Annotated in this window: 24 protein-coding genes and 2 pseudogenes; 8 read left to right on the top strand and 18 right to left on the bottom strand. The window is 69.7% G+C overall.

Going from position 1 to position 26,429, the window contains the following annotated elements:
- Nucleotides 1-362: 362 nt before the first annotated feature.
- Nucleotides 363-950: a TetR/AcrR family transcriptional regulator gene (locus OG332_RS00230; RefSeq protein ID WP_327411490.1), complete on the bottom strand. Its 588-nt coding sequence runs from the start codon at nt 948-950 to the stop codon at nt 363-365.
- Nucleotides 951-1,066: 116 nt separating this feature from the next.
- Between OG332_RS00230 and OG332_RS00235 the strand changes: the two genes are divergently transcribed.
- Entirely contained in the window at nt 1,067-1,924 is an 858-nt protein-coding gene (locus OG332_RS00235) for a class I SAM-dependent methyltransferase (protein ID WP_327411491.1), read from the top strand.
- 27 nt (nt 1,925-1,951) lie between these two features.
- Here OG332_RS00235 and OG332_RS00240 read toward each other — a convergent pair whose 3' ends face one another.
- The gene (locus tag OG332_RS00240) at nt 1,952-2,221 is read right to left on the bottom strand and encodes a metal-sensitive transcriptional regulator (RefSeq protein ID WP_327411492.1); all 270 of its coding nucleotides are present in this window, start codon (nt 2,219-2,221) and stop codon (nt 1,952-1,954) included.
- Here OG332_RS00240 and OG332_RS47735 point away from each other — a divergent pair.
- Nucleotides 2,181-2,759, top strand: a complete 579-nt coding sequence (locus tag OG332_RS47735) for a restriction endonuclease (protein ID WP_442816084.1) — start codon at nt 2,181-2,183, stop codon at nt 2,757-2,759. The genes OG332_RS00240 and OG332_RS47735 overlap by 41 nt on opposite strands.
- On the opposite strand, the gene OG332_RS00250 is transcribed toward OG332_RS47735, so the two are convergent.
- Nucleotides 2,684-3,265 carry a hypothetical protein gene (locus tag OG332_RS00250; protein ID WP_327411493.1) on the bottom strand — a complete coding sequence of 194 codons (582 nt, stop codon included), beginning with the start codon at nt 3,263-3,265 and terminating at the stop codon, nt 2,684-2,686. The two genes, OG332_RS47735 and OG332_RS00250, sit on opposite strands and share 76 nt — an antisense overlap.
- A 371-nt stretch (nt 3,266-3,636) precedes the next feature.
- On the opposite strand from OG332_RS00250, the gene OG332_RS00255 reads away from it, so the two are divergent.
- The gene (locus tag OG332_RS00255; protein ID WP_327411494.1) at nt 3,637-4,947 is read left to right on the top strand and encodes a hypothetical protein; all 1,311 of its coding nucleotides are present in this window, start codon (nt 3,637-3,639) and stop codon (nt 4,945-4,947) included.
- Between the two features lie 388 nt (nt 4,948-5,335).
- Here the strand turns inward: OG332_RS00255 and OG332_RS00260 are convergent, their stop codons facing one another.
- From OG332_RS00260 to OG332_RS00320, 13 genes and pseudogenes are all read right to left on the bottom strand, one after another.
- Nucleotides 5,336-5,974: a DUF402 domain-containing protein gene (locus tag OG332_RS00260; protein WP_327411495.1), complete on the bottom strand. Its 639-nt coding sequence runs from the start codon at nt 5,972-5,974 to the stop codon at nt 5,336-5,338.
- Between the two features lie 202 nt (nt 5,975-6,176).
- The gene (locus tag OG332_RS00265; RefSeq protein ID WP_442816085.1) at nt 6,177-7,337 is read right to left on the bottom strand and encodes an ISAs1 family transposase; all 1,161 of its coding nucleotides are present in this window, start codon (nt 7,335-7,337) and stop codon (nt 6,177-6,179) included.
- 136 nt (nt 7,338-7,473) lie between these two features.
- Nucleotides 7,474-7,665: a hypothetical protein gene (locus OG332_RS00270; protein WP_327411497.1), complete on the bottom strand. Its 192-nt coding sequence runs from the start codon at nt 7,663-7,665 to the stop codon at nt 7,474-7,476.
- A 685-nt stretch (nt 7,666-8,350) separates the two neighbouring features.
- On the bottom strand, nt 8,351-10,114 hold the full coding sequence (locus OG332_RS00275) for a transposase (protein ID WP_442816086.1): 1,764 nt from the start codon (nt 10,112-10,114) through the stop codon (nt 8,351-8,353).
- 564 nt (nt 10,115-10,678) lie between these two features.
- Complete coding sequence (locus OG332_RS00280; RefSeq protein ID WP_442816085.1) at nt 10,679-11,839, bottom strand: ISAs1 family transposase; 1,161 nt, start codon at nt 11,837-11,839, stop codon at nt 10,679-10,681.
- Nucleotides 11,840-11,980: 141 nt separating this feature from the next.
- Entirely contained in the window at nt 11,981-12,274 is a 294-nt protein-coding gene (locus OG332_RS00285) for a hypothetical protein (RefSeq protein WP_327419573.1), read from the bottom strand.
- A gap of 39 nt (nt 12,275-12,313) precedes the next feature.
- Nucleotides 12,314-12,514, bottom strand: a pseudogene (locus OG332_RS00290) (transposase); the annotation flags it as partial.
- A gap of 114 nt (nt 12,515-12,628) precedes the next feature.
- Entirely contained in the window at nt 12,629-13,399 is a 771-nt protein-coding gene (locus tag OG332_RS00295) for a 2OG-Fe dioxygenase family protein (RefSeq protein ID WP_327411499.1), read from the bottom strand.
- Between the two features lie 358 nt (nt 13,400-13,757).
- A complete protein-coding gene (locus tag OG332_RS00300) occupies nt 13,758-13,928 on the bottom strand; it encodes a hypothetical protein (protein ID WP_327411500.1) in 171 nt (56 codons plus the stop codon).
- Between the two features lie 711 nt (nt 13,929-14,639).
- The gene (gene istB, locus OG332_RS00305; protein WP_327411501.1) at nt 14,640-15,455 is read right to left on the bottom strand and encodes an IS21-like element helper ATPase IstB; all 816 of its coding nucleotides are present in this window, start codon (nt 15,453-15,455) and stop codon (nt 14,640-14,642) included.
- Nucleotides 15,452-17,083 carry an IS21 family transposase gene (istA, locus tag OG332_RS00310; RefSeq protein WP_327419057.1) on the bottom strand — a complete coding sequence of 544 codons (1,632 nt, stop codon included), beginning with the start codon at nt 17,081-17,083 and terminating at the stop codon, nt 15,452-15,454. The genes istB and istA overlap by 4 nt, the downstream gene beginning before the upstream one ends.
- Before the next feature lie 246 nt (nt 17,084-17,329).
- Nucleotides 17,330-18,946 (bottom strand): IS1182 family transposase, encoded by a 1,617-nt coding sequence (locus tag OG332_RS00315; RefSeq protein WP_327419058.1) that lies wholly within the window; start codon nt 18,944-18,946, stop codon nt 17,330-17,332.
- Between the two features lie 308 nt (nt 18,947-19,254).
- Nucleotides 19,255-20,007: an ASCH domain-containing protein gene (locus OG332_RS00320; RefSeq protein WP_327411502.1), complete on the bottom strand. Its 753-nt coding sequence runs from the start codon at nt 20,005-20,007 to the stop codon at nt 19,255-19,257.
- Between the two features lie 650 nt (nt 20,008-20,657).
- Here OG332_RS00320 and OG332_RS00325 point away from each other — a divergent pair.
- Together OG332_RS00325 and OG332_RS00335 are read left to right on the top strand one after the other, a co-directional pair.
- Nucleotides 20,658-20,861 carry a hypothetical protein gene (locus OG332_RS00325; RefSeq protein ID WP_327411503.1) on the top strand — a complete coding sequence of 68 codons (204 nt, stop codon included), beginning with the start codon at nt 20,658-20,660 and terminating at the stop codon, nt 20,859-20,861.
- Nucleotides 20,862-20,974: 113 nt separating this feature from the next.
- Entirely contained in the window at nt 20,975-21,577 is a 603-nt protein-coding gene (locus OG332_RS00335) for a HalD/BesD family halogenase (RefSeq protein ID WP_442816087.1), read from the top strand.
- Nucleotides 21,578-21,602: 25 nt separating this feature from the next.
- Here the strand turns inward: OG332_RS00335 and OG332_RS00340 are convergent.
- Nucleotides 21,603-21,769, bottom strand: a pseudogene (locus tag OG332_RS00340) (NF041680 family putative transposase); the annotation flags it as partial.
- 730 nt (nt 21,770-22,499) lie between these two features.
- A complete protein-coding gene (locus tag OG332_RS00345; RefSeq protein ID WP_327411505.1) occupies nt 22,500-23,231 on the bottom strand; it encodes an SDR family NAD(P)-dependent oxidoreductase in 732 nt (243 codons plus the stop codon).
- Between the two features lie 304 nt (nt 23,232-23,535).
- Here OG332_RS00345 and OG332_RS00350 point away from each other — a divergent pair, with 304 nt between their 5' ends.
- From OG332_RS00350 to OG332_RS00360, 3 genes are all read left to right on the top strand, one after another.
- On the top strand, nt 23,536-24,513 hold the full coding sequence (locus OG332_RS00350) for a GlxA family transcriptional regulator (protein ID WP_327411506.1): 978 nt from the start codon (nt 23,536-23,538) through the stop codon (nt 24,511-24,513).
- Nucleotides 24,514-24,625: 112 nt separating this feature from the next.
- A complete protein-coding gene (locus OG332_RS00355) occupies nt 24,626-25,384 on the top strand; it encodes an MBL fold metallo-hydrolase (protein ID WP_327411507.1) in 759 nt (252 codons plus the stop codon).
- 334 nt (nt 25,385-25,718) lie between these two features.
- Entirely contained in the window at nt 25,719-26,420 is a 702-nt protein-coding gene (locus OG332_RS00360) for a 2-phosphosulfolactate phosphatase (protein WP_327411508.1), read from the top strand.
- Nucleotides 26,421-26,429: the final 9 nt, after the last annotated feature.

Genomic DNA, 26,429 nt, shown 5'->3' on the forward strand with positions numbered 1-26,429 from the left:
TGGATGCCGGACGAGGGGATGAGGGGACACCAGCCAGACGCCGGAACGCGATCGAGGGCCGACCGCCCTGCGGGCGCCAGGCCCCGCAGCGCAGCACGGACCGCCTCCGGGTCGGCGGCCTCCACCACCGCACGCGACCACCGGCCCGGCCCGACGTCCGCGGCAGGGACCAGAACCGAGCCGCTCGCCCACCGCCACGCCGCGACCGGCACCTGGGGGCCACACGAACTGGCCGCCCGACCCGTGAGCCAGAGGGTTCCCCTGCCGGAGTGAACACGGCAGGGGCCGCCCTGCAGTCCGCCGCGAAACCTCGGGACGGACACTGGCACCCGGTACTGGGGATGACGGGCAGCGGCGGCAGCTCAGCAGCCGAGGAGTACGGCCAGCAGCCGCTCCGTCGTCCCCTTCGTGTCCTCGCCCTGCCCGGGACTGCGGGTCATCAGCAGGTGGTGGGTCGTGCCGACGAGCGCAAGCGCGACGGTGGGAGCGTCCGTGCCGGCGGGCAGCCGGCCGTCGCGCTGCTCCGCCTGCAGGTAGGCGGTGAAGGCGTGCTGGATCGCATCGAACGCGGGCGCGCCGGACTGGAAACCTTCACGGGTGTGGAGCGCGGCTGCCGGGCGGGTCATCGCCAGTCCCACCACCGCGGGCTGCAGGGAGTCCAGCAGGGCCAGGACGACCTCCTGGAGATTGTCCGCAACCGTGGCCTGCCCCACCTTGGCCTGCAGGGCCTCGGCCTGGCGGGCGCTGCGCGCGAAGCGGTCCAGGACCAGTTCGGCGACGAACTCGTCCAGGCCTGCGAAATGGGTGTGCAGGACGCCTTTGGCGCAGTCCGCCTCCGCGGTGATCGCGCGACTGGTCAGGGCGGCGGCGCCGTCGCGGGCCACCACCCGCTCCGCGGCCGCGAACAGCCGCTCGCGCAAGTCCGGAATCGCCACTCCACGAGGTGACACAACAGCCCCTTTCCACTGACCCATTGCAAGTATGGGCGCACGCCCATACTATTTGGGCACTTGCCCATACTAGGGCCGGGGCGCCGTGCTGCACCCCGGCGGGAGGGAGTTCACCCATGGGTCACAACGTCAACACCGCGCAGGCCGAGGCGTGGAACGGATACGAGGGCGCACAGTGGGCCCGCAGCCAGGAACGGTGGGACGCAGTCAACGACGGCTTCAACCAGCCCCTCCTGGACGCCGCGGCCATCTCCGAAAGCGACTCCGTTCTGGACGTCGGCTGCGGTACCGGCCGCACCTCCCGCCTCGCGGCCCGGCGCGCCGGACTCGGCCGGGCGCTCGGACTGGACCTGTCGGGTCCGATGTTGGGCAAGGCCCGTGAGAGCGCCCTGCGTGAACGGGTGGAGAACGTCTCCTTCGTTCAGGGCGACGCCCAAGTCCACCCATTGCAGGCCGAGGGGTTCGATGCGGTCATCAGCCGGTACGGCATGACCTTCTTCACCGACCCCGTCGCCGCATTCGCCAACCTCCACCGCGCCCTGCGCCCCGGCGGCCGGCTGGCGTTCATCTGCGCGGCCGAGGCCGAGGCCAACGAGTGGCTTGAGGCGCTGGCCTCACTCAAGGGCATCCTGCCGCTCGGCGGCTTCGGGAAGCCCGGCGGTCCCGGCATGTTCTCGCTCACCGATCCCGACCACGTCCGCAGCCTGCTCGGCGCCGGCGGGTTCGCCCATGCCGACGTGCAGCGCATCGAGGCACCGGGGAAGTGGGGCGTCGACGCGGCAGACGCGGCGGCGTTCCTGCTGGACTCCGGCCCGGGACGCCACCTGCTCGACCAGGCGACCCCGCCCGAGCAGGACGAGGCGCGCCAGGCGCTGACGGCCGCCCTCCAGCGCCATGAGACGAACGGCGCGGTGTGGCTGCGGAGCAGTTCCTGGCTGGTCACCGCCGCACGCGGCGGGGCCGCGCGGAACTGACCCCCGCCCCGGCCGCTCTGCGGTGGTTCAGGAGCGGACCATGCGGGCGATCGCCCGGGACGCTTCGGCGATCTTGTCCTGGGCCTGGTCGCCGCCCTGCACGATGGCGTCGTCCACGCAGGAGTGGAGGTGGCCGTCCGTCATCGTCAGGGCGAAGGACTGCAGCGCCTTGGTGGTGGCGCTGACCTGGGTGAGGACGTCGATGCAGTGGGTGTCCTCCTCGACCAGGCGCTGCAGGCCCCGCACCTGACCCTCGATGCGGCGCAGCCGCTTGAGGACGTCGTCCTTGTGGGTCATCCAGTGCAGACACAAGAGGGACGGCTGGTCCGGCAAGCCCGTAGGCACCCGCGACCTGCACGTCCTCAACGGGACCGGTAGGCAGGTCCATCACGGCGACGTCCTCGTCATGCTCACCAACGGCCGCATCACTGACAACGCCGCCCAGTTCGCGAAATCCCAGCAACTCCACCTGGTCGACCGCCACCTCCTCGCCGAGTGGGCCAGCGGATCCCGCCCCCTGGGGGAGCCCCCTGCGCGCGCTCCCCCAGCCCGCCCGCCGGGTTGGCCCCTGATGGACGGCTGTCCTACCCAGAGAGGCCTCGGTCAGCCGCGGCGACGAAAGGCGACGAAAGCAGCGAGGTCGCTGTGTCGGGCGCGGCTACAGGCGGGACGAGTGCTCCCGCACAGGGCCGGCCAACTCGGCCGGGCCCAGGGCGCCGGGGTGCCCCGGGAAGACGGTGTGGGCTTCTCTGTGAGGGGTCAGCCGATGCGGACGGTGATCTCGGGGAGGGGTATGTCGGAAAGGTTCAGCTGGATCCCGGTCAGGGTCAGGTAGGTCTGCGAGTCGGTCAAGGCGGAGGTGGTGGACGGCGTCTGTGTCTTCCCGCGCGTGCTCACCAGCAGGTACCAGCCCCCGCGCTTGTAGCTGCGGGAGGCGTCGGGGCGGTCGCCGTTCGGGTTCAGAGTCCAGCCCTGGCGCTCCAGGTCGGCGCAGATCGCGTTCACCTCCGACTGTGCGGCGGTCTTCTCGCGGACGGCCATCCAGCCCGTCCTGTTCGAGTTGGCGCCGGCCGCGATGGTCGGGCGGCCCTGCTCCGGGTCGAGGCCCGCCGCGCTGACCGCGGTCCGGATCACCTCGTCCACGGCGTCCCGTGTGAGGGGCGGTGACGTGGACTCCGGTGCGGGCGCCGCCATGGATGGCGACGGCGTGGGCGCGGGCGCGCCCAGGTGGATGCGCCCGTCGTCGTTTATCTGGACGTGGTCCGGCAGGGCCACGGAGGCCAGACTCACGATCAAGGTCGCGGCCAGCCCGATCCACACCCTCTTCAACAGCGCGTTCAACGCGAAACTCCCCCCGAGTGATCATTCAGAGGGAGTCTCACACATACTGCTCGGCGCCCGGCAGCCCCTTGGGTGGCGGGGCCCGTTCCTTCGTGTTCTCGGAGACTTGCGGACCGCTTTGCCCACCCAGTGGGCTTTCCTGCGGCTGGCGGGCGTACGTCGCCGACCCTGGCTGCCGCCCCTGACAGCCGGAGCCCCCACCCGTGCCCCGCTCCGCCCGACACACCGGGGACGGTGAGCCGACCCCGCTCCCACTCCACGCGTGAAGGGCAAGGCGCCTGCACCCGTACCTGCCCCTGCGGACGTACCGCCGAGGAAGGCAGAGCAGTGACACTCGACGTTCCCAGTCCATGTCGCAGAGGGGACGCCGCATGCGGGTGCAGCAGACCGGTGACGAGCAGCGGAAAGGGCCGCAGCGCCCGGGAGCCGCGCAGGCCGCGCGACAGTCGCGGTCCGGCGGCGCAACGACCGCGGAGTCGATGCTGCAACTCCAGCGTCTCGCCGGGAACGCGGTGGTGTCCCGCATCATCGAGGCACAGCGGCACGCGCACACCGCGGAGTCGCCGTCGGGTCCCGCTCCCGTGGTCCAGCGCATGGAGCAGGACGAACTGCACCAGCACCCGCCGGGCCCAGCGCTGCGGGTACGGGGGCCCCGCAACTCCCGCGCGAGGGACCGCACACCGAACGCGCTGACGGCGGACGAATGGCAGAGTCTGCCGCAGGCCACCCGGGACGCCGGCAACAAGCAGCGCGTGGCCATCGACGCGGACCCGCAGACACTCCAGGAGACCGACCAGCTGCTCCACTACAACCTGGGCAACATCCGCAGGCTCGCGCCCGACGTCCCCCCGACGGCAGGACGCAATGATGTCTTGGAGGGCATCGGCCGCGCCGACCCGCGCACCCTCGGCCACTGGAACCGTCAGGACGCACGCGACACACAACTCGGCCGCGACGCCCGCTCCACGCGCGACGCGTACACGGAGACTCCCGAGGACCGGCAGCAGCGCCACCAGACGGTGGAGGACACCCTGGCCGGCGCCGGCTCCCAGGACGCGATGGGCGACCTGCGCTCACTGCTGGAGCAGTTCGACGGAGTGGCCATCGGCGGCACCCACTCCGGGGCGCGCATCTGGCAGTTCCTGTGCACGCACATGGAAGAGATCCAGGCCGCCGACGTGAGCACCCTCTACCTGGAGAGCATCCGCGACGACGGATACCAGTCACACGTCGACGCGTACCTCGCCGACGGGACGATGAGCCCCGAACTGCAGACGTTCGTCGCCCGCTACGACAGCAACATGAACCTGGGCGCGACCGGACTGGGAGCGGTGCTGGAGGCCGCCCGGACGCACCACATCCGGGTCAAGGGCCTCGACGGCCGCCCGGCCCGCCGCCCCCCTATGTCGGCGACCGCCCTCTACCAGCGCGTCGCCGCCATGAACACCTACGCCGCCCAGGCCGTCGCCAACGACCGGCGCCGCCCGTCGGCGACGGGCGGCTACCTCATGGAACTGGGCAGCGCCCACACCGGCATGTACGCGGGCCCGCCGCAGAACGCGTCGGTGCACGGGGCGGAGTTCCAGACGGGCGAGGGCTTCCCCGGCGTGGACGACCTGCTGGGCATACCGGCGGTCGGCTACCAGGACGACGACCGCTTCCGCCGCCTGCCCAACACCTGACGGCAGACCCGGGACGCGACAACAGCCGCCCCGGTACCGGTACCAACCGAGCCTCACCCGGGCCCGGTTCACGCACGCGCAGCCGGCCGGCCGAGGATCTGCCCTGGCGCACGCGCGGCCGGCCGGCCTGACGGGGGCACCGCCGAACCCGCGCCAGGCCGCCGGGCTGCTGCGCCACGGCGTCGGTCACCCCCGGGGGCTTCCACACGGAGGCGCCTACCGGCCACCTCGCTTCAGGCGGGCGGCGCCTTCACCGAAGCCTTCGAGGTCCATCCCGTCCCCACCGGACAGGCACTCTTCCACATCAACGTGCACCTCGACCTGCCCGCCCAGCAGACGGCTCGAGGCGAGTAGGAGGATCCCGGGTGCCCCTGCCCCGGCTGGATCTCTACGCGGGCAGGCAGGGAGGTAGCCAGTCGTTCTCCCAGTGCCAGTTCGCCCACGTCTCGGAGTGTGCGAACGCCCCGGTCCGGTCGGTGAGCATCGCGAGCACCTGGCCGCGGGCGGCCTCCACCGCCTGATGCTCGGCGTCGGTGACGATGCCGAGCCGTCGTACGTGGGCGCAGTCGTCCTCGTCCTTCCATGTGAACCGGTCCAGGCCGGGGTCGATGACGAGGTCGATGGTCAGGTCGAAGGTGTCGAACCCGGCCTGGGTTCGACGGCTGGGGTGCTCGACGTTGACGTACCAGTTGCGCAGCCCGGCGCCGGTGAAGAAGGCGTTGATGCTGAACCATGCGCCCGGCGGCTTCCACAACAGCAGCTCGGTCTCCTGCCACCGACCGGACGCGAGGTCCCACTCCCCCGTCGCCATCGCCTCGAATGCCTCGGCTCGCAGCCTCCGGTCGTCGCCGTCGTCTCGGGCCCTGGCGTACAGGGAGGGCCAGCGGGCCTCGGCCCCGGGCGCGCAGGCGGTCACCAGCGCTTCGCCGGTGTCGGCAACGACCCGTAGCGCCAGTTCGCTCCACGCCCGGCCGGAGCGGTGCACGTCGCGCCGTACGACCGTCTGCCCCACCTCGAAGCTGTCCATCGGCCCCTCCTTCGCTCTACCCCGGACAGGAGGTTCTCCGGGGCACAGGGACCACCCCAGCGCACCAGAGCCAGCAGCAAGAGCTGCAAGGGCATGAGCCGGAAGGTCAAGAACCAGCGACTCGCTTGCGTCGTTGCAGGATCCACCGGTGTACGGGCGGTGTCCAGGGCTCCGGCATGAAGCAGGTATGACCGTTTTTTGATCACGGAATGGCCAGGATTCGCAGGGGCCGGGTGGCGTCGCGGGCGTTTCCTCTGAGAGCTGTGGCGATGCTGCGGAGACCGGCCAGGCGAAGGGCTCCGATGGCGAGGTTGCGCCAGGTGGCCATGGCGCGGGGCGCGTTGCCGGTCCGCAGCTGTGAGGCGTCCTCGGCAAAGGTCGTGTCCCTCACGTGATGGAGCGCCTCTACCGACCAGTGGCCGCGGATCAAGGACGCGAGCTGGGCCGGATTGGCCTGCTCGGCGGTCAGGCTGGTGACCGCGTACACGGTCTTGGTGCTGACCTTGCCGGTCTTGCGGTTGACTCGGCGCCGCTTGAGTTCGATGGCCTGGGCGGCGCCGGGGAAGAGCAGGCCGGCGACAGTGCAGACCTTGATCCGGCGGATCTCGCTGCGGCCGTGGCCGGTCCCGACGGTGCGGTTCTGGAGTGGGATCTGCTTCCAGGGAAGGGACTTCATCTGCTTGCGGAGCTTCTTCTGGTTTCCCTTGACGATGACGATGTAGTGGGCGCCCCGGCCTCCCAGGTACTCGGCGTGCTCGCGTTGGGTATGCATCGCGTCGCTGGTCACGACCGCTCCGGTCAGGTCGATGGCATCCAGTAGTGGCTGGAAGCAGGTGATTTCATTCGTCTTTGTCTCAACGTCGACCTGGCCCAGGACGGCGGAAGTGGCGTGGTCGACGGCCGCCAGCAGGTGGATCTTCCGGTCGTGCGCGCGGGCGGCGCCGCGCAGGGATTTGCCGTCCACCGCGATCGCCCGCAGCAACCGCTCGCTGGGTTGCGGGCATCGGGCGGACAGCCAGCTGCCGACGGCTCGGTCGAGTACGTCACCGTCGACCTGGGCGAGTACCCGGCGGATGGTGGCCTCACCAGGGGCGTGGTGTTGGCCGGTGAAGGGGTCGCAGCGGGCACCGAGCCGGGCCAGGACCGACTGCGAGGCGTCAGCCGCCCACTCACTGATCGCCAGCAGAGAGGTCGCGCCGGTCAGGACCGCAGCGGCGCAGATGGCGAGCACGCCGACCAGGGGGTGAAGCCGGCCCCGTGGGTCACGGGGGTCCGTCACCGTCGCAAGGCAGGTCAACAGGCCCGGGCACTCCTCAACCGACAGAGACGATGCGGTGGCGAGTTGGTCAAGCGAGGCGGGCATGAGGGATGATTCGGCAACGGCAGGCACGGTCTTCCAGCAGGATCATGGGACGTAGACACTCACATGATCGCCGGTGACCGTGCCTGCCACATTTCGTCACGAACCCTCCCAGCAAGGCAAGTTGGGGTGAACACCCTCAAGTCACCTTCGTGCCGATGCCCTGGGGCGGTGTCAGGCCGGCGCCCACGATGAACCCGAGCGTGACACTCGGGCTCGCGAACGCGATAATTCCGATAACTGCGCACAGAACCGTGCCGGTCACAACCAGGCCCGTGACCTTAGCGCGCGAGGATAGCTGGTTCAGCCAGCTCACAGTCGAGAAAGTCACGAGATATATGGTGGAGCCGAAAGCGGCCGACGCCAGAGCGGTTAGATAATTCACTCCGCAACCTTTCAAAATCGGAAGCCGACATGTCTCTCTCCGGTCGCCACGGTCGGCCGCACTCCCTTTTCGGGATCACTTGACCGCCGGTCCGTTCACCTGCAATATCCGTCGCCGCCACTGCCGCTGCAATAGCCGCTTCCGGCCAGGACTGCCGCTGGCGAAAGGGGCGCGAGTCCTGGGTTGACCTTTATTTTGACGCACCGATCGGTCGCGACCACGACCCCCGCGAACCCCGCGAGGCTTCAGCGCCCGACGACCGCGGCCGGGTGCGGCGAGTTCTTGAGCTTCACGTGTTGTTCCCTGATCGGCGGAGTTTTCGTGTTCGGTGGAGCAGGATGAACAATAGCGATCTTCACGGGATGATCAATATCTACCACTCGTTTCCGGAGCGCACGGCGCCTACGCTTCACCATCACAGGGCAGGATGGGCACGCCGCCTCCGCTTCAGGGCATGTACCCCCACTGCAAGCGCGGCAGCACAGATGCCTGCCGCCGACCAGGAAGCCGTGCGCTTGACCACGTCGGCCAGCGTAGGGGCAGGGTCGCGGCAGTCAGGGGCCGCGGGTTCCACCCGCAGTCGGGCCCAGACCTTTGACGGCGTCCCCGACTCTGTTGCTCAATTCCGGGGTCAGGCTGTGAGCTGGTAGCCGAGGCGAGCGAGGCGGCCGGTTCGGGGTGGGGTGTCCGTGGTGGTCCAGTGGGCGTCGAGGCGGACGATGTTGATCGCGGTGGCGGAGAACGTGTGTTGGAGGCGGACCTTCGGGAGGCCGCGGTAGCGGGCCCTGCGCAGGCCAGTGAGGTCGAGGGCCTGGTTGATGGTTCCCTCGATGCCCGAGCGCAGGGCGTACTTGTCCTTCCAGGTCCGGGACTTCTGCTCGGCGCGGGCCGTGGTCAGGGCAGCGTGGAGGTGTTCGGGGTAGAGGGTGAGCATCCGGTTGCCGCGCCGGGACCGGGTGCACAGCTTCAAGACGGGGCACTCGCGGCAGTCGGAGCGGGCGAACTCGACGACGATGGCGTCGCGTCCGTGCTGTTTCACCGGGTGCCACCCGGTGCTGGTGCGGCCTTCGGGGCAGGTGGCCTGGCGTGTCTTCCAGTCGATGCCGAAGGCGTTCTTGTCATAGCCGGCGGCCGCCTTGGCCTGGGGCGAGTGGTCCAGGAGCACGGGGGTGACCATGATGATGCCGCCCTGCCCTGCGGCCTGGGTGATCAGGTCGGCCGAGGGGTAACCGGAGTCGAGGTAGTGCTCGGCCGGCTTCAGGCCGCGGGCGGTGAGCGCGGCCTGGACGGTGGCGGTCGCCTTCACGTCCGGGACGGTGGCCACCGTGGTCAGCACATCCGTGATCAGGTTCACCGCCCGGACCGGCTCCTGCCTCCCCACCGCCCCGGCTTCGGCTTCGGCTTCGGCTTCGGCTTCGGCTTCGGCTTCGGCTTCGGCTTCGGCGGGAGTGTCGCAGGTCTCGGTGAGGTGGACCTTGTAGCCCAGCCAGAACAGATCCTCGCCCTTGGCCGCCCAGCGCGCGTCGGCGTCATAGGGCGAGGCGAGGCGGAGATAACCGGGCGGAACGCCGTCCGTGTCGGCCTCCCGCTTCCTGACCACCTCCCGCCCGCGCGTATCGGTGCTGATCACGTACGTCTGGACCAGGACCTGCCGCAGCAGGGCGACCGGCTCGATCTCCCGCAGCCACCCGGGCGCCCCCGGTGCCCAGACCGCCCGGCACAGGGCCAGCGCATCCTGCCCGAAGACCAGCGCGAGCCGCTCCCGCTTCGTCTTCGAGGCCGGAAGCGTCCAGCCCTCAATCCGCTGCCCGTAGCGGTGGGCGAGTTCGGGCACGTCTACCACGCTGGCCAGCCAGGACGGCGCGGCCGCCGCGAGGGCTTCCAGCGCGGCCCGCACGCTCTCCCCGGCCAGCTCCAGCCGGTTCAGGTCCCGCACCGCGCTGATCACATGGGTCGCGTCCGTGCGCTGCTTCCCGCCCGCCGCCACCAGCCCCGCCTCCCGGCAGTGCTCCAGCAACTTCTCGAAGACCACCCGCTCCATGTCATGCTCGACCAGCCGGGCCCGGAACTTCGACAGCACGCTGAAGTCGAACCCCGGATCCTCCAGCTCCACCCCGAGCGCGTACTTCCAGTCGATCGCCCGCACCGCCATCACCGCGGCCTGCCGGTCGGTCAGGTTCTCCGCGAACTGCAAGACCGTGACCAGCGACAACACCCCCGGCGACAATCCCGGGGCCCCACGAACCCCGAACGCCTCGACGAACGGCTCGTCCGCGAACACCTCACCGAGCCGATCCCGCACCCGTATCGGCAGACTCCCCTTCGGGAAAGCGGCCCGGGCCACCCGCGCCGTCCGTTCCGGCACTGGCGGCAACCCGCTCGACCGCAGCGACATCCACATCACCCCCACGGCCGCACGACAGGGAAGCGACCGCACGATAGATCATCACGCACCAACCGAACCACGCAGCCGGAATTGAGCAACAGAGTCGTCCCCTTCTCTCGCCAGACCACGGTGTGGAGACCCGGCTTCGCGTCGCACCTGATGCGGACGACCGCGGAGACCCTCTTCGCTCCGTACATGACCACTGGTCGCGTGAACACCGACGAGGTCAACGTGACGCCTCCGTCGCCGCCCGTCTCCAGGCCATCGGTGGCCGTCATCTCCCCACCAGCCCGCACCGGCCGCACGTCCCATGGGCTCGCGGGCCACTCCGCATCCGCAGACCAGCGCTCCTCCTGGGGCTCAGGCGGCAGCTCGGAGACCCGCATCGCGCACGCCGCACGCTCCGTCTCTTCAGCCGGAGCCACCCGGACACTCCCCCAGAGCCGCGTGACCTCGGAGGGGTTGCAGTCCCCACCTGATCCGATGCGCACCTCGTAGGACCCGGGCGCAGCGGTGCAGGAGATCGTCATGACCGCAGGGCTCCGGCATGAAGCAGGTATGACCGTTTTTTGATCACGGAATGGCCAGGATTCGCAGGGGCCGGGTGGCGTCGCGGGCGTTTCCTCTGAGAGCTGTGGCGATGCTGCGGAGACCGGCCAGGCGAAGGGCTCCGATGGCGAGGTTGCGCCAGGTGGCCATGGCGCGGGGCGCGTTGCCGGTCCGCAGCTGTGAGGCGTCCTCGGCAAAGGTCGTGTCCCTCACGTGATGGAGCGCCTCTACCGACCAGTGGCCGCGGATCAAGGACGCGAGCTGGGCCGGATTGGCCTGCTCGGCGGTCAGGCTGGTGACCGCGTACACGGTCTTGGTGCTGACCTTGCCGGTCTTGCGGTTGACTCGGCGCCGCTTGAGTTCGATGGCCTGGGCGGCGCCGGGGAAGAGCAGGCCGGCGACAGTGCAGACCTTGATCCGGCGGATCTCGCTGCGGCCGTGGCCGGTCCCGACGGTGCGGTTCTGGAGTGGGATCTGCTTCCAGGGAAGGGACTTCATCTGCTTGCGGAGCTTCTTCTGGTTTCCCTTGACGATGACGATGTAGTGGGCGCCCCGGCCTCCCAGGTACTCGGCGTGCTCGCGTTGGGTATGCATCGCGTCGCTGGTCACGACCGCTCCGGTCAGGTCGATGGCATCCAGTAGTGGCTGGAAGCAGGTGATTTCATTCGTCTTTGTCTCAACGTCGACCTGGCCCAGGACGGCGGAAGTGGCGTGGTCGACGGCCGCCAGCAGGTGGATCTTCCGGTCGTGCGCGCGGGCGGCGCCGCGCAGGGATTTGCCGTCCACCGCGATCGCCCGCAGCAACCGCTCGCTGGGTTGCGGGCATCGGGCGGACAGCCAGCTGCCGACGGCTCGGTCGAGTACGTCACCGTCGACCTGGGCGAGTACCCGGCGGATGGTGGCCTCACCAGGGGCGTGGTGTTGGCCGGTGAAGGGGTCGCAGCGGGCACCGAGCCGGGCCAGGACCGACTGCGAGGCGTCAGCCGCCCACTCACTGATCGCCAGCAGAGAGGTCGCGCCGGTCAGGACCGCAGCGGCGCAGATGGCGAGCACGCCGACCAGGGGGTGAAGCCGGCCCCGTGGGTCACGGGGGTCCGTCACCGTCGCAAGGCAGGTCAACAGGCCCGGGCACTCCTCAACCGACAGAGACGATGCGGTGGCGAGTTGGTCAAGCGAGGCGGGCATGAGGGATGATTCGGCAACGGCAGGCACGGTCTTCCAGCAGGATCATGGGACGTAGACACTCACATGATCGCCGGTGACCGTGCCTGCCACATTTCGTCACGAACCCTCCCAGCAAGGCAAGTTGGGGTGAACACCCTCAAGTCACCTTCGTGCCGATGCCCTGGTCATGACCGCGGTGACGTGCGGATCGTTCATCCTCATCCGGCCATCGGCGGTGAACGCTTCGGAGAAGACCCTGTCGCCATTGTCGACGGCGTCCTGCAGGCCCACTGAGACGCCGACCTGCTCTCCAGGCCGAACCAACTGGTCGGCGCCACTTCGAAGCGGCAATGGCAGATCCGTAAGCGGAGCGGCCTGCACGCCCTCCGCTCCGAGTGACATGACCAGCGGAATCGTCAGGACTGCCGCGCCGATCCATGCCCGTAATCGCTTCATTTGTCGCCTATCCGGAGTCGTTTGACGATCTTTCACACCACTGTTCTTCACGAACCGGCGGCCGGCGTACTTGCGTTTGCCGGAGGCCCGGGTGACGGGGGCCGAGCCCGCGTATGCCTGCAGTCATCCGGCGGTGGCGAAGCGGGTTCGGTCGTCGCCGATCTCGGCCGGAAGGCGAGCGCCGACTCCGGGCCCGACGCCGGGGAAGCCGAGCATGATCGGCGTATCCGGGTGGGTGCGGGTGCGGAAGGTCCGCTGGTGGCCCGACTCGCGGCCGAGGCGGCCGAGGGCTCCCGTACGGCCGCCCAGGCACCCGCGTACTGGCGTGTTCGGCGGGCTCGGGTGGTGGCGGTGTCACAGCTGGGGGACGTACGGGGCGAGGCCGACGATGAGGACGGACCGTTCGCCCGGCCCTGGCTCGGAGCCCGCGCGGACCGGGCCGACGTAGTGGCTGACCCTGTGGTCGTGGACGGCGTAGCCATCCAGTGGGTCGGTGAGGGTGAAGTCGGCGTGGACGTCCACCCACGGGTCCTCGGGCTGGAGGCCTGCGCTGTCCGGTGTGGCGATGACGTTCTGCCCGCCGACGACGTTGGTACGGCTGATCAGGTGGGCGAAAGTGAACGTGCTGGCCGAACCTCCGTCCTGGTGCAGGCAGTTCGGGAGGGACACGGCGTCCTGGCCGGGACGGTCGACGCCGAGCCTGATCAGGTGGACGCCAGCCCACAGCGGCCGTCTCCCCAGATCCTTCAGGGACAGGACCTGCTCAATGTCCCAGCGCAGGAGTCGCAACAGCAGAGCGTTGCCGCGCAGCGCCTCGGGGATGTCGGGGAGCACGCGCCGAGGCCGCGGGGACTCAGGGGTGTCTTCGCCCTGGGAGAAGTCGGTGACCGTACCGTGGACGGGGTCGGGGGTTCCGGGAATCCAGGACAGTTCGTCCTTCCACGGCAGGTACACGGCATGGGAGTACCGGCGGAACCGATTCGTTCCCGGAGCGTACGGATCGGGTGGCAGAGCCGCGAAGACCTCCCGGATCCTGGCCAAATCCCTCGCAGCGGAGCCGGCCAGGATGATACCGAGTTGCTCAGCGCCGTAGCGGGCGAACCCGCGCTCACGCAGACCCTCCATGCCCTCACCCGGACCCCCCGCAGCAGTGTGCGATCGCCGCTGGGGCTCAGCCTTTTCCACGTGTTCCTCCCACAGGTCACCACCAGGGCCATGGCGCCAGCGGCCCGTGGCGCCTTTCGCACGCCTCCCGCGTAACCCCCCGGGCTCGACGCGGCCCTGCGATGCAAGCCACAGCCCTCGCGGCGTGCTCGTCGCACGCTCGAGGCTACGGCGCTCCGGCTGCTGAGCCTCCTACGGGTCGCCGGAGGAAGCAAACTCGATCATCTTGCGGCCAGCGCCCGATTCCCCCACCAGGCCCACCGGTTCGGCACCACCCCTGCATGCTCGGCGTGACCTCCAGGCCGCGCGGTGCGTGCCGTTACCGGGCCCGGGTGGTCAGGAGCAGGACCAGGGTCTTGGAGCGGGTGGTCCCGAGGGCGGTGGCCACCGCTTCGGCCGGCATGCCGTCGTCACACAGCGCGCCCGCAGTCTCCCGGGCCACCCGGGCGGCGATCCGCTCCAGCACACCGGCGGCGCGCAGCGCGGCCAACGGCGCGTCCGCTGCGCCAACCCCCTCCCACGTCCCCGCGGGATCAGGCGCCGAAGCGTGTACCTGGGAGCTGCGAGACCGACAGACGGCGCGAAGAGCCCTTCGCATGAGGAGAGCGGGGCCGCCACGCACGGCGTTGCACCCGACGCTGCCCAGCGCTCGGCCAACTCGCTGCCGAGCCGGCGGGCCTCACGGTTGCGGCGGCGCGAGACCGCCCTCTTCCGCCTGCCGTCATCGGGTCGGTGCGGGTGCCGGGGTTTGGGGTGCGGTGTCTGCAGGACGTCCTTCGCCGCCGTTTCACACCTGGGCTGTCTCAGCTTGACTCTGTCGGGTGTTTGTAAGGACTTCTTTGGGGACCAGTGTTCGGAGTTCTTTTGGCCCCAGCGGTGGGTCGTAGGGGGCGTGCGGGAGGGTGCTTCACGCCCCTGCGGCAAGTTGTTTTGGCCCCACTTCGATCGGGTGGTTTCGCTAGCCGGGGGTGGGGTGGTGGGCGGTAGTTTTGGGGTCTCGGACAGGCTTCGAAATCGCGCCCCCGACAGGTGCGGGAGTCTGCCGACCCGACTCGGCTCAGGTCGTGGGCATCCCAGTGCTCGCGGCGTCTGGATGAGATCGGGCAATGGACCGGCCGGCACTGGGACCTCGCGGCCGGGCCCAATATGGCTGCGGCCGGCACCCCGAAGGGGTGCCGGCCGCAGTGTTGTGACGGTCAGGTCAGCGACGTCGCTTCTTCTGAGTCTGGGCGAACCGGTAGGAGTCCGTGCCGGTCTCGACGATGTGGGCGTTGAAGGTGACGCGGTCGACGATCGCGGTGCAGAGCCGGGGGTCGGTGAAGGTCTGCTTCCACTCCGAGAACGGGGCGTTGGAGGCGACGGCGATCGCGCCCCGTTCCTCACGCTCGGTGAAGATCTGGAACAACAGCTTCGCTCCGGCCTTGTCCAGGTCGAGGTAGCCGAACTCGTCCAGGCAGAGGAGATCGACGCGTCCGTAGCGGGCGATCGTGCGGGCGAGTTTCTTCTCGTCCGCTGCCTCGGCCAGCTCGTTGACCAGGTTCACCGTGGTCGTGTAGCGGACGCGCAGACCGGCTTCCGCGATGGCGGTGCCGATCCCGATCAGCAGGTGGGACTTGCCGGTGCCGCTGTCGCCGATCAGGCAGAGCGGCTGGCCGGCCTTGACCCAGGCGGGATCGGCGAGGGTGCCCAGCAACTCGGGGGTGACGTTCGGGTTCTCCGCGAAGTCGAAGTCCTCGAGCCGCTTGGGCCGGGGGAAGTTCGCGTCCCTGACCAGCCGCTGCTTGCGGCGTTCTTCCCGCTCCGCGCATTCAGCTTCCAACAGGTCCGCCAGGAAGTCTTTGTAACTGGCCCGCTCGCGGGCCGCGGCGGCGGTGATCTCCTCGACTCGGCTGCGGATGGTGGGCAGGTGCAGAGCCCGGCAGGCCTCGTCGATGACCGTTTCGACCGCCCCTTCGGCTGCGGCGTCTCTGCGGGCCGGGGGAACGAGCCCGTTCGTGGAAACGGTGGGAGTACTCATGCGGTGCCTTTCGGATGGCGGCGGGACAAGAGCTGGTCGTAGGGGGCCACCGAGGGCAGGGGACGCTTGTCCTCGGGAAGCTGTGCCCGGCGGGCGGTCAGGGAGACGACTCCGCTGGGCTCGGCCCAGGGCGGCGGATCATCGCTGTCGTCGGTCGAGTCCTCGTGCGGGGAGGCATCGGCGACGGCCCTGCGGGCCTCGACGGCCACCACCTCGGCGTTGATGGAGCCCGCTCTGATCGCGGCCGCCAGGCCCAGCTGGATGGCGGGGGCGGGCATCCGCCGGTGCAGCAGCAGGACCTCGATCAGAGCACGGGTCCCGGCGGCGTCCCCGTGGCTGGTGCGGGCCGCCGCCCAGAACGCTTCGTGGACCTCGGTGAACGTGCCGTTCTCCCGGGCGGCTGCCAGCGCGGTCGACCCGGCCATCGCGCCGGGCTTGACCATCAGGATCTCCAGGTAGTGGTCGAGCTCGTCGCGGAACTCGCCCCGCCGGGTCAGACGCGGGTGACGGGCGACGATCTTGCGGCGTTCGAAGACCAGCAGTTCGTTGCCCCGCAGCAGGACCCGCACGTTCTGGCCGATGAAGCGGGCCGGCACCGAGTAGTGGCACTGGCGGACGCTGATCCGGCTGGAACGGTCCACTTTCGGAGTCAGCGTGATGCCGCACTCGAACTCCCCCCAGGGGAGCGGGGCCAGCGAGTCGGCCTCGCTCACGAAGTTGAAGCCGATCGTCGTCAGCCTGCCCTGGAGCATCCGGTCGTCCTCCGCCGCGTCGATCGCGGCGATCTTCTCGTTCAGCTCCTCGAGCGAGGCGACTTCCGGAACGGGGACCAAGTGGGTGCGGCGGAACCGCCCTCCCTCCTGTTCCACGCCGCCCTTCTCGTGGGCGCCGTCCTGGCCCGGGATGCAATAGAAGGCATCGAAGCCGTAGTGCGCCCGGAAGGTGACCCATCGCTCGGACTCCACCCGGCTGCGGCCCGTGCAGATGCGGTTCACGGCCGGTTTCAGGTTGTCGTAACGGATGTGCCGGACCGGGACGCCGCCCAGCGTGTTGAACGCCTCGACGTGGCCCTGCATGAACGACTCCTGGGCCTGCGAGGCGAACACGCGGTGGACGGCCTTGCCCGAGTACGACAGCCGCAGCGTGAACAGGTGGCACTTGGTCACGGTGCCCGCGAGCCGCACCCACACGTCCGCGAAGTCCACCTCGGCTTCCTCGCCGGGGAGATGGACCTGCGGGACCATCCCCGCCAGATGCCGGTGCCCTTCCCGGGCCTCGGTCTCGATCTCCGGCCGGCGGACCGCGACGTAGTCACTGACTGTCGAATACGACACCTCGTCGAAGCCGTGTTCCTGCGCGAGACGCTGGTGGATCCGCCGGGCCGTGTGCTTCTGCTTCCGCGGCGCGGTCAGATCCTCCCGCAGCATCTCGTCGATCCAGCCCTTGGCCGGGTCCAAGACCGATCTGCGGACCACGGGTTCCTTGCGCGGAGGCGGGACGGCCGACTCCAGCGCCTGCCGCACGGTCCTTCGGTGCACCCCGTACTTCTCCGCCAGAGCACGTTGCGACAGACCCGCATCGAGACGCCTGTCCCGACGGATCGCAGCGAACAGTTCAACGCGCGACAAACCCACCCCGGCCTCCCGACACGACCGTGACCACAACACGGCCTCCGACAGACCGTGATCGACGGACACACCCTGACGGCGGACAGCGGATGGAGCACCGCATTCACTCCAAAGAGGGCACGGCGCCACCAAGCACCGGCGAGTGGAGCCAGATCAACTTCTTACGTCAGTGGGGCCACTTCACCCTCCCGCGCTGGAGCCCAAAGAAGCCCTTACAAACAGTCGGGGATCTTGGAGTTTCCGAGGTCAGCTGCCGAGGGTTCGCCAGGACTTCAGCCGGGGGATCTCGTGCTGATCGAGGTAGTTCTGGAAGGCGGTCGGCTGGCGGGGTGGGTGTGTTTCCCCGGTCGGTGGCAGTCCGCTGAGGCGCTCGATGTTGACGGCGATGGCAGTCAGAACGTGCTGAAGGTGGGCCTTGCCCTGTCCTCGGTAGCGGCAGCGTCGCATGCCGTGGCCGTGGACGAACTCGTTGACCGTGCCTTCCACTCCGGAGCGCACCGCGTAGCGGGTCTTCCACTCGGGCGTCTGTTGCTCGGTGCGGACGCGGAGTTGCGGGTCGCGGAGTGCGCGTGGGGGAAAGCCGACGTTGCGGGCGCTTTCTCGGGAGGTGGTGCACTGGGCGCGGACCGGGCAGGGCCGGCACTGGCCCTTGGTGAACCGTGCCACGATCAGCGGGGCCGCGGTGGGCGAGGAGGTCGGGTAGGGGCCGTGCCAGCCCCGGCTGACCTGGCCCTGGGGGCAGGTCACCTGTCGGCGGTCGAAGTCGATGTGGAAGTCGTCCCGGCTGAAGCCTTCGTTCCTTCGGTGCTGGCGGGTGGGGTTGCCCGGCAGCGGCCCGGTGACGGTGACCTCGTGCTGTCGGGCGGCCTGGTCCAGGTGGACCAGGGAGGTGTAGCCGCTGTCGACGAGGTGCTCGGCAGGCAGCAGGCCGCGGTGGTGCAGGCGGGTGTGGATGCCGGGCAGGACCTGGCTGTCGTGCGTGGTGGCCGCGGTGGTGGCCACGTCCGTGATCACGTTGGGGGCGTCGGGGGCACAGGTCTCGGTCAGGTGAGCGGAGAACCCTTTCCAGCTGATGATGTGTCCGTGGCGTGCGTAGCGGGCCGAGGTGTCGTAGGGAGAGACGATCGCCCGGGACGAGGGCGGCAGCCCGGGCCCGCCGTCCTCGTCGGTGCGCCAGAGCAGGCGGCCTGCGGCGTCGCGGTAGTAGTTCTGCACCATGATCTGGCGCAGGGCCTGGACGCGGGGGCCGGACGCTCGGTCTGCCCCGTGCTGGTAGAGGCGTTCCAGGAGCCGGAGAGCGTCGTTGCCGGTGGCGAGGATCCTGGTCTTGGGGCGGGTGGGGTTCTTGCCCAGGCGGACCGGGCGGCCGTAGCGGCGCCCCCATTCCTCATCGACCAGATCGTCCAGCAGGTGCCCGGCGGTGCCGGCGACTTCTTCCAGCACGGCACGGACGGCCTCGGTGACCAGTTCCAGCCGGGTCAGGTCGCGCACCGCGGCCAGGACGTGGGTGGAGTCGGTGCGCTGCGTGGTGCGCTCGCGTACGAGTCCGGCCTCCTTCAGGCGGGCGAGCGCGAGGTCGAGCAGACGGTCGGCGCGGTCGTCCTGGGCGAGGCGCTCGCGGAAGTCGGCCAGCACGCTGTGGTGGAAGCCGGGATCGTCCAGATCCATGGCCAGCGCGTACTTGAAATCGATGCGGCACCGGACCGCTTCCGCTGCCTGCCGGTCCGACAGACCAAGCAGGAACTGCAGCACACAGACGGTGGCCAGTTGGGCGGGCGAGATGCCGGGGCGTCCGTCGCGCGGGTACCAGCCCGCGAAGTCCTCATCGCACCACAGCCCGTCCAGCCGGTCTCTCACCCACATCGCCGTCGTACCGCCCGGGTTGCTCGCCCGCGCGATCTGCGAGGTCAGAGACGGGACTTGCTCACCGGAACGGGGACGGAGCGACAACGGGCACCTCGACAACTGCATCGGTCAACGGAACGACCCGAGCTTGCCCCCTGATCACGCTGTCGCGCCGGGAAACCCCAAGATCCCCGACAGAGTCAAGCTCAGAAGCTGCGCCTGAGTGCGGTCAGGGGCTTGTCGCTTCGGGCGGGGCTGCCCGAAGCGACGGGGCCCCCGTGCTCGTCGTCACCTTGCGGCCCAGTCGTCGCTGGTGCCTCCGCGGTTTAAGCGACGCCTGTCTTGTCGTTGATCTGGAAGGTGATTACGTCGACTTCGTCGGTTCCCGCCAGATCTGCGTAGTGGCCCTTGAGGCCTTCCCGGAGTTCGGTTGCGGTCGTCAGCCCCTCGGCTTGGGCGTCCTGGTTGGTGAGGTCGCTGACCAGGCAGTGCCTGATGCCGGTCACCTCTGCCGGCAGGACGACTTCGGGGTCGCTCTCGAACACCAGCCGTGCCGGCCCGAGCTGGGCCGGGTCCCGGAAGCGGGTGGTCTTGGTCTTGGCGCCGGAGCGGACGTCTTCGAGGTAGCGGGGGTTGAACCGGATGATCGGGGGACCGGCCGTCTCGGGGTCTTGGTAGAGCGATGGGTCGAGACCGTTCATGCCTTCCGGGGTCCATCGCTGAGTCAGCGGCATCAGGTCGGCGGCGAGAACGGACCTGGGCCCCGCGGGCGTGGGCACGATGACGCGCATGGTTGGGTAGTAGTCCACGAAGACCTGCCGATCGCGCCCGCACGGGCCGATGACCCCGCGCCCGTGGTTTCCCACGGCAACGATGCAGCGCATCTGGCGGGCGCCCTGGGCTCGTGCGGCTCCCAGAGCCACGAGTTCGGCGCAGGGTCCGCCGGTGAAGTGGTAGAGGTTCACGCCGGCGAACATCCGGTAGTCGGCGGCCATGACCGCGGCGCCCATCGTGTGGATCCCGTCTTCGTCGGGCCCGGCGTCGGTATGCGCGTCTATCGTGCGGCGTGCCAGCTCCACGAGCTCACGCTCGTCATCATCGAGAGCTCGTGCAGATGACGGTACGTACACGTTTTCAGCCTTCCCTTTCGTCAGCAGTCGCCAAGATCATTCCACGCCATGCAAGTGGGCTCCACGGGATTTCGGCTTGCCTTGACTGGGCCCCCATGGTGGTCCCGTGGGCAGGGATGGAGCGCCCTGGCTGAAGCTGGTCGTGGTCACGGACGACGACCCCGGGCCGCGGCTCTGCCGTGGCTGTGGCGGCCCATTGATGCCGAGGGTGAAGGCGGCGGCGGTGTTCTGCACGTCGGTGTGCCGTTCGCGGCACTGGCGGCGGATGCGGCGGGCAGGCGCGAGGGCCCGGGCGGTGCAAGGTGCCAGGGCTGCCACCTGCCCGGAGTGTGGAGTGTCCTGGACCGTTGGCGTTGAACGTGCTTCCTCGGCAACGCACTGTTCTCCCGCCTGTCGCAAACGGGCCTGGCATAGACGCGCACGCAGCAGCGCGGGATGTGAGACCGCGCATGCTGGGGCCATAGGGCTGCTTCTCGCGCCGGGGCCACACGCCCTTTCGGACGGCCGGAGGGCGTCAGATGGTGCGAAGCAATGGGTCCTCAGGGCGAGTTGGCGGCATGAAATGGTGTCGCGCCAGAGCCCGCGGGGTGGTTGTCCGGATGCCCGAGACGATCGGCAGTGTGAGCCGGGATCGCTACGAACGGGCGTTCTTCGAGACCGTCCACCATCGGGTGGAGAACTTCATCGCCGGAACCCTCCTCCCGCATCAGGAGAAGACCCCGAACGACCCCTACATCCGCACGGTCATGGCGCAGATGGGTGCGATCGAGTCCACCCTTCAGCTGCTGGCCAGCCTGGAGTAAACCGGAGTACGAGAGGCAACGGGCCGCGACCGCCCATCAGCTGGCCCCACCCCACCGGTCGCGGCCCTGCACCGTCATGCGGCTGCCCCACTACCGCTACCCCTCCGACACCAGTGATCTCGAATGGGCCCTGCTCAAGGCGCTCCTCCCGACTCCGGCCTGCCAGACCCCGAAGGGCGGCGCCCCGGAGAAATGGCCCCGGCACCGCATCGTCGACTCGATCCGCTACATCACCGACCACGCTCGGCGGACACCAGATCGCCCGCGCCTCACCAGTGATCACGCGTCTCTACCAGGACCGGGACCTGATGCGGCTGCTCTCCTCGCTCCTGGGCGAGGCGGTCGTCGCCGTGCACGACCCCGTCGAGCGGCACGTCCTGAACGTCCTGCACCGCCCCGGGGACACCCACGGCGCGCACACCGACGACTACCCGCTCGCCCTGGTCCTCTTCCTGGAAGCCCCACCGCACCACACGGACGGCGGACTGCTGGAGTTCCACCCGGGCCGCGGCAACCTCGGCGCCCTCGACGCGCCCGGCGCCCGGCGCGCGCACCACAGGCCCGCCGACGGCTACCTCCTGCGGAGCGACATCACCGCCCACCGCGTCACCCCGCTGGAGCGTCCAGGACTGCGGCGCACCGTCCTCAACTTCGCCTACACCACGCCCGGCCGCCAAGGCGCGACCACCTCGTCCGCCTCCCTCCTCTACGACTGAGCCTGCTCTTCACGCCGCAGGTCCGTGCCAGCGGGCGGGCGAGCCGGAGCTGGGTGTGGGCAGCGGTGATCAGCCAGGTCCAGGGGCCGCGCCTTCGGGCTCCCTCAACCAGGGGTGGGTCCATCCGAGGGTCTGTCTGAACAGGCGGAAGGTGTGCGCCAGGTCGAAGCGCCGGAGGAACGCCTGCCAGCGGCGTGGGGTCGTGCCAGCACCTCATCCCACACGTTGCCCCCGTCTGCCCAGGTCCACAGCCACTGGCGCAGTGACGGCGTCGCGTACCGCAGGCCGTCGTGTGGATCCTGGCCCCCATCCGGTTCCCAGCCGTCGGCATCCCAAAGCAGCACCGGGTGATCAACCGCTATCAGCGAGACGTACCACTCCATGGTGCAGCCGCCGCCCGTCAGGAAGAACCACGACGCTGACTGCCCCCACCCTGGCCGCTCGGCGCGGATGGCGGTCGCGCACGGCCAGTCCGGCAGATGCCAGTGCGGAACGCGGCGCGGCGTCAGCGATGCGAGGCCGCCCTCCGGTCCGAACCCGCCGTCACCGATCTCGGTGTAGATGCGCCGGAGCAATGGGGGTAGCCGATAACCGAGTTTGTGTTCCGCGCGCTCTACTTCGGCCATCGCGAGCGGGGGGAACGGTTGCTCCGGGAGGCAGCCAGAGGAGGGGACCACGCCCTCCGCACCCCTCGCGAGGGCATGCAGCCGCTCCAGCAGTGCGTCATCATCCGCAGCAGTGCGGTGGGCAGCATCGGTCACGAGCCGTGACTGTAATACGGGAGACGGACACCTTCTTGTCCGAATGCTCTGCGCAGGCTCAGACCTCGAAGGACAAGCTCAGGGAGCGAAAGTCGGATCGTCACCCGGGGGGGGCGAGGGTTTCGTAGCGATGTGAGACGGGGGCGGCTCGGCGAGTGCGTTCAGTCGACGACGGCGCCGCCGGTGACGTTGACCTCTGTGGCGGTCATGGTCGGGGCGCGGTCGGAGGCGAGGAAGGCTGCGGCGTAGGCGACGTCTTCGAGACGGGGCCGGCGGTGGAGCAGGGTCGCGGTCGCCTCGGGGTCGTCCTCGGGCGGGTTGGACGGATCGGGCGAGCCGGGAGAGAGCAGCCAGGCTACCCGGATGCCGTGCGGGCCGAGTTCGCCGGCGAGCTGGCGGCACAGACCGGAGAGGGCGGACCAGGCAATGTGGGAGCCGCCGAGGCCGGGGATGGCTTCTCGGCCGCCGCCCATGGCCAGGATCACTCCGGTGTGGCGGGGGATCATATGGCGGGCGACGGCGGTGGCCAGAGTCAAGTGGGTGGTGACCGCCTTGGTGACGGGGCGCAGCACGTCTTCGTCGGCCATGTCGACCAGCGGGGTGCCTTGCAGGTCGTCGTTGGAGGTGGCGTTGAAGGCGATACCGATCCCCCTGGAGTGTCGGGCGACGGCTTCGGCGTGCTGCTCGACCGCGGCGCGGTCGGTCGCGTCGAGCGTGGCGGTCTCGACGCGACCCCCGGATTCGGTGATGGTGCCGGCGAGCTCCGCCAGAGGTGCGTGGGTGCGCCCGACCAAGTGGACCGTGGCGCCTTCGCCGGCAAAGACGCGGGCGACCGCGGAGCCGATCGCACCAGCGCCGCCGTAGACGATGGCGGTCTTGTTCTCCAGCAGCATGGCATTGGCTCCTTCGTCGAAGTTCGATCACCTGGACGCCGCAGCTGCACCGCGCTCGTGCTAATCCGTATAACGCTTCGATGGTCGCCACACCAGCCAGTCTGGGCACGCAGTTGCTCGTGCGGCAAGGGTGTGCTCGGTTGCGGAGGCGGGTGAGGCCACGTCGACGGTGGTCCGCTGCGTGAGACGGGCGGCCTCGGTCGCGCCAGGGGGATGGGGGTGGACGTGGTGCTGCGATATGCAGGGCCTGATCTGACAGAACCTCGTCATTGCGGACACGGAAGCGCGGCGAAAGGATCAGGGCATGCTTCCACCGCACAGAGTCGTCATCACGGCTTTCCCCGGAGTCGAGCTGCTCGACGTCACAGGCCCTGCCGAGGTCTTCTCGGTCGCCACGCGCGTCGGCGGCAGTAGCCGTCCCGGTTACACCGTCTGGATCGCGACGGCCGACGGCGGCCCGGTGACCACATCCAGCGGTGTCCGGCTGATCGCCGACCTCACACTGGACGAGGCCCTCGACCGGATGGACACCCTGCTGGTGTCGGGTGCCGTCGCAGTCAGGGACGACGGCGTGGAGCCGGTACTCGACGACCAGCTCACCGGCTGGCTGCGTGAGGCGGCGCCCCGGACCGCTCGGGTCGGCTCGATCTGTGCGGGCGCGCATCTGCTGGCCGCCGCAGGCCTGCTGGACGGGCTGTCCGCCACGACCCACTGGCTCACGGCCCCGCAACTGGCCGCCGCCCACCCGCGAGTCACGGTCGACCCGGACCCGATCTTCATCCGCGCCGGCCGCGTGTGGACCTGCGCCGGCATCACGGCGGGGCTGGACATGGCACTCGCGATGGTCGCCGAGGACCAAGGCGCCGATCTCGCCCTCGCCACCGCCCGGATGATGGTCATGTACGTCAAACGCCCTGGTGGCCAGAGTCAGTTCAGCGTTCCACTCGCAGGCCCCACCGCCGCCGGTGACCGCATCGACGACCTGCGCCTGTGGATAGGCGAGCACCTCACCGGCGACCTCTCCGCCGAAGCCCTGGCTGCACGCCTCCACCTGAGCGTGCGCCACTTCAACCGGCTGTTCCGCCGGCGTACGCAGACCACCCCGGCCGCCTACGTCGAGGCCGCCCGACTCGAGGCCGCTCGCCGACTGCTCCAGGAGAGCGACCGCCCTCTGGCAGAGGTCGCCGCAGCCAGCGGCCTCGGCTCGGTGGAAAGCCTGCACCGCTCCTTCCGCCGTCGCCTGGGGACCACCCCCGCCGAATACCGCCGCCGCTTCCGCTGACCCCCACGCCGAACCCGACCAGTCACCGCCCCCGCGCAGCGCCGCAGGGGCGGAACACCGGCGTGCCCGTACGAGCGGCACGCCGCACAACACGAACCGCGAGGAGAGCACCATGCCCCGAACCAAGGTCATCCCCATCCCGGTCATGGGCCGCCACAACATCAACGCCTACCTCCTGCTGGGCCGGCGCCCCGTCATCGTCGACGCGGGAACACCCGGCAGCGGGAGAAAGATCCACGAGCAGGTCGCCGCGCACGGTGTGGACCCCACCGACATCTCACTGATCGTCATCACCCACGGCCACATCGACCACTTCGGCTCCGCCGCGGAACTGCACCGCCTGACCGGGGCACCCGTGGCCGGCCATATCGCGGACCTCGGCCCGTTCCGTACCGGTCGGGTCCGCGAGCCGTATCTGCCCACCGGCCCCATGGGCCGCCTCATGGCCAGGAACAAGAACCTCCACATCCAGGCCGAACCGCTGGAACCCGACGTCCTCGTACGAGGTGAGACAGACCTGAAGGACTTCGGGATCGCGGCGCGCATCATGCCCACCCCCGGACACACCGCGGGATCCATCTCCGTCCTCACCGACCAGGGAGACCTCGTCGCAGGTGACCTGGTGGCCAATTCCTTCATGGGTCTCCTCCCGGGCAGGCCGGCCAACCCTCCCTTCCACGACGACCCGCTGGCCAACCTCGCCAGCCTGCACAAGATGCTCGCCCTCAACCCCGGCCGGCTCCACGTGGGTCACGGCTCGCCGCTGGAACCCGACCGGGTCCGCTCCTGGGCCGCCCGGGAGCACCGCCGACTGTCCCGCCGCCAAGCGGCCGGACGCCTCGCCGTCCGCACCGATGACGTCGGAGTCTGACCGACGCACGGCTGCGACGGCGCAGCTTCAGCCTGTCGCAGAACCGGGGCCCCCTCCACGACCACCGCCGGGTCGCTGTCGCGGCGCCGCCGGTCGGTGGGCACGGCTGCTGGACGGCCGCACCCGCGGCGGGCTGCCACCGTCCACGCCGAGGGGTGCCGGCTGCTCACCGAGCATGCGCGGCCACTGGACACCATCCAGGCGCTCGACGCCGGCGCAGTCTCGACCGTTGTACGTCGGCGGGAGGCGGCTTGGCGGCAGCGTCCCGCGCAGTCGATGTAACGCACATCACTCTCCGGGGGCCTTGGGTCGGGCATGCGCGATCATGAGCGGAATGGACACTCGTTTCCTTGGCATCGCCGATCTGGTCGAAGCCCCGCCCGTGGCGGTCGTAGTCGACGTCATGCGTGCTTTCACCGTGGCTGCCTGGGCCTTCGCCCAGGGGGCGGAAAAGATCGTTCTTGCTGAGTCGCTGGACGGGGCCCTGGCGCTCAAGGCCCGCCACCCGGACTGGGTGGCGCTCAAAGACGGTCCGCCCGCGCCCGGGTTCGACACCGTCAACTCCCCGGGCATGCTGCGGTCCATGGACCTTGGCGGACGGACCGTTGTGCAGAAGACCACGGCAGGGACGGTCGGCGCCCTTGCGGTGAAGGACGCGTCGCTGGTGCTGTGCGCGAGCTTCGTGGTGGCGCAGGCAACGGCCGGGCTCTTGCGGACGCGCGCGAGCGACAGCGTCACGTTCGTGGTGACCGGCGAAAATGGGCAGGCCGAGGAAGATCTGGCGTGTGCTCAGTACATCGCTCGGAGAGCCACCGAGGCCGCGACGGATGCTGCTGGGTTCCTCCGCCGCGCTGCCGAGTCGCGCGCCGCGGCCGAACTGGCGGAGAGGGTGCGCCAAGGAGTCCATCCCGATGACGTTGCGCTCTGTCTTGAGCTCGACCGGTTCCCCTTTGCCATGGTGGCGACGCTGGAAGGCTCGCTCATGGTCCTGCGTCCACGCGCTGTGCCTTCGCTGAGCGGCGAGGACCCGGTCTGATCGCTGGTA

This window comes from Streptomyces sp. NBC_01233, assembly GCF_035989305.1.
GTDB lineage: Bacteria > Actinomycetota > Actinomycetes > Streptomycetales > Streptomycetaceae > Streptomyces.

Excerpts from the sequence above, each read along its gene's own strand:
- OG332_RS00345 (WP_327411505.1), bottom strand. The coding sequence starts at position 23,231 with ATGCTGCTGGAGAACAAGACCGCCATCGTCTACGGCGGCGCTGGTGCG.
- OG332_RS00265 (WP_442816085.1), bottom strand. The coding sequence starts at position 7,337 with ATGCCCGCCTCGCTTGACCAACTCGCCACCGCATCGTCTCTGTCGGTT.
- OG332_RS00235 (WP_327411491.1), top strand. The coding sequence starts at position 1,067 with ATGGGTCACAACGTCAACACCGCGCAGGCCGAGGCGTGGAACGGATAC.
- OG332_RS00315 (WP_327419058.1), bottom strand. The coding sequence starts at position 18,946 with ATGTGGGTGAGAGACCGGCTGGACGGGCTGTGGTGCGATGAGGACTTC.
- OG332_RS00360 (WP_327411508.1), top strand. The coding sequence starts at position 25,719 with ATGGACACTCGTTTCCTTGGCATCGCCGATCTGGTCGAAGCCCCGCCC.
- OG332_RS00355 (WP_327411507.1), top strand. The coding sequence starts at position 24,626 with ATGCCCCGAACCAAGGTCATCCCCATCCCGGTCATGGGCCGCCACAAC.
- OG332_RS00280 (WP_442816085.1), bottom strand. The coding sequence starts at position 11,839 with ATGCCCGCCTCGCTTGACCAACTCGCCACCGCATCGTCTCTGTCGGTT.
- OG332_RS00255 (WP_327411494.1), top strand. The coding sequence starts at position 3,637 with ATGCGGGTGCAGCAGACCGGTGACGAGCAGCGGAAAGGGCCGCAGCGC.
- OG332_RS00275 (WP_442816086.1), bottom strand. The coding sequence starts at position 10,114 with ATGTCGCTGCGGTCGAGCGGGTTGCCGCCAGTGCCGGAACGGACGGCG.
- OG332_RS00295 (WP_327411499.1), bottom strand. The coding sequence starts at position 13,399 with ATGGAGGGTCTGCGTGAGCGCGGGTTCGCCCGCTACGGCGCTGAGCAA.
- OG332_RS00285 (WP_327419573.1), bottom strand. The coding sequence starts at position 12,274 with ATGAAGCGATTACGGGCATGGATCGGCGCGGCAGTCCTGACGATTCCG.
- OG332_RS00240 (WP_327411492.1), bottom strand. The coding sequence starts at position 2,221 with ATGACCCACAAGGACGACGTCCTCAAGCGGCTGCGCCGCATCGAGGGT.
- OG332_RS00325 (WP_327411503.1), top strand. The coding sequence starts at position 20,658 with ATGCCCGAGACGATCGGCAGTGTGAGCCGGGATCGCTACGAACGGGCG.
- OG332_RS47735 (WP_442816084.1), top strand. The coding sequence starts at position 2,181 with ATGCGGCGCAGCCGCTTGAGGACGTCGTCCTTGTGGGTCATCCAGTGC.
- OG332_RS00350 (WP_327411506.1), top strand. The coding sequence starts at position 23,536 with ATGCTTCCACCGCACAGAGTCGTCATCACGGCTTTCCCCGGAGTCGAG.
- OG332_RS00260 (WP_327411495.1), bottom strand. The coding sequence starts at position 5,974 with ATGGACAGCTTCGAGGTGGGGCAGACGGTCGTACGGCGCGACGTGCAC.
- istB (WP_327411501.1), bottom strand. The coding sequence starts at position 15,455 with ATGAGTACTCCCACCGTTTCCACGAACGGGCTCGTTCCCCCGGCCCGC.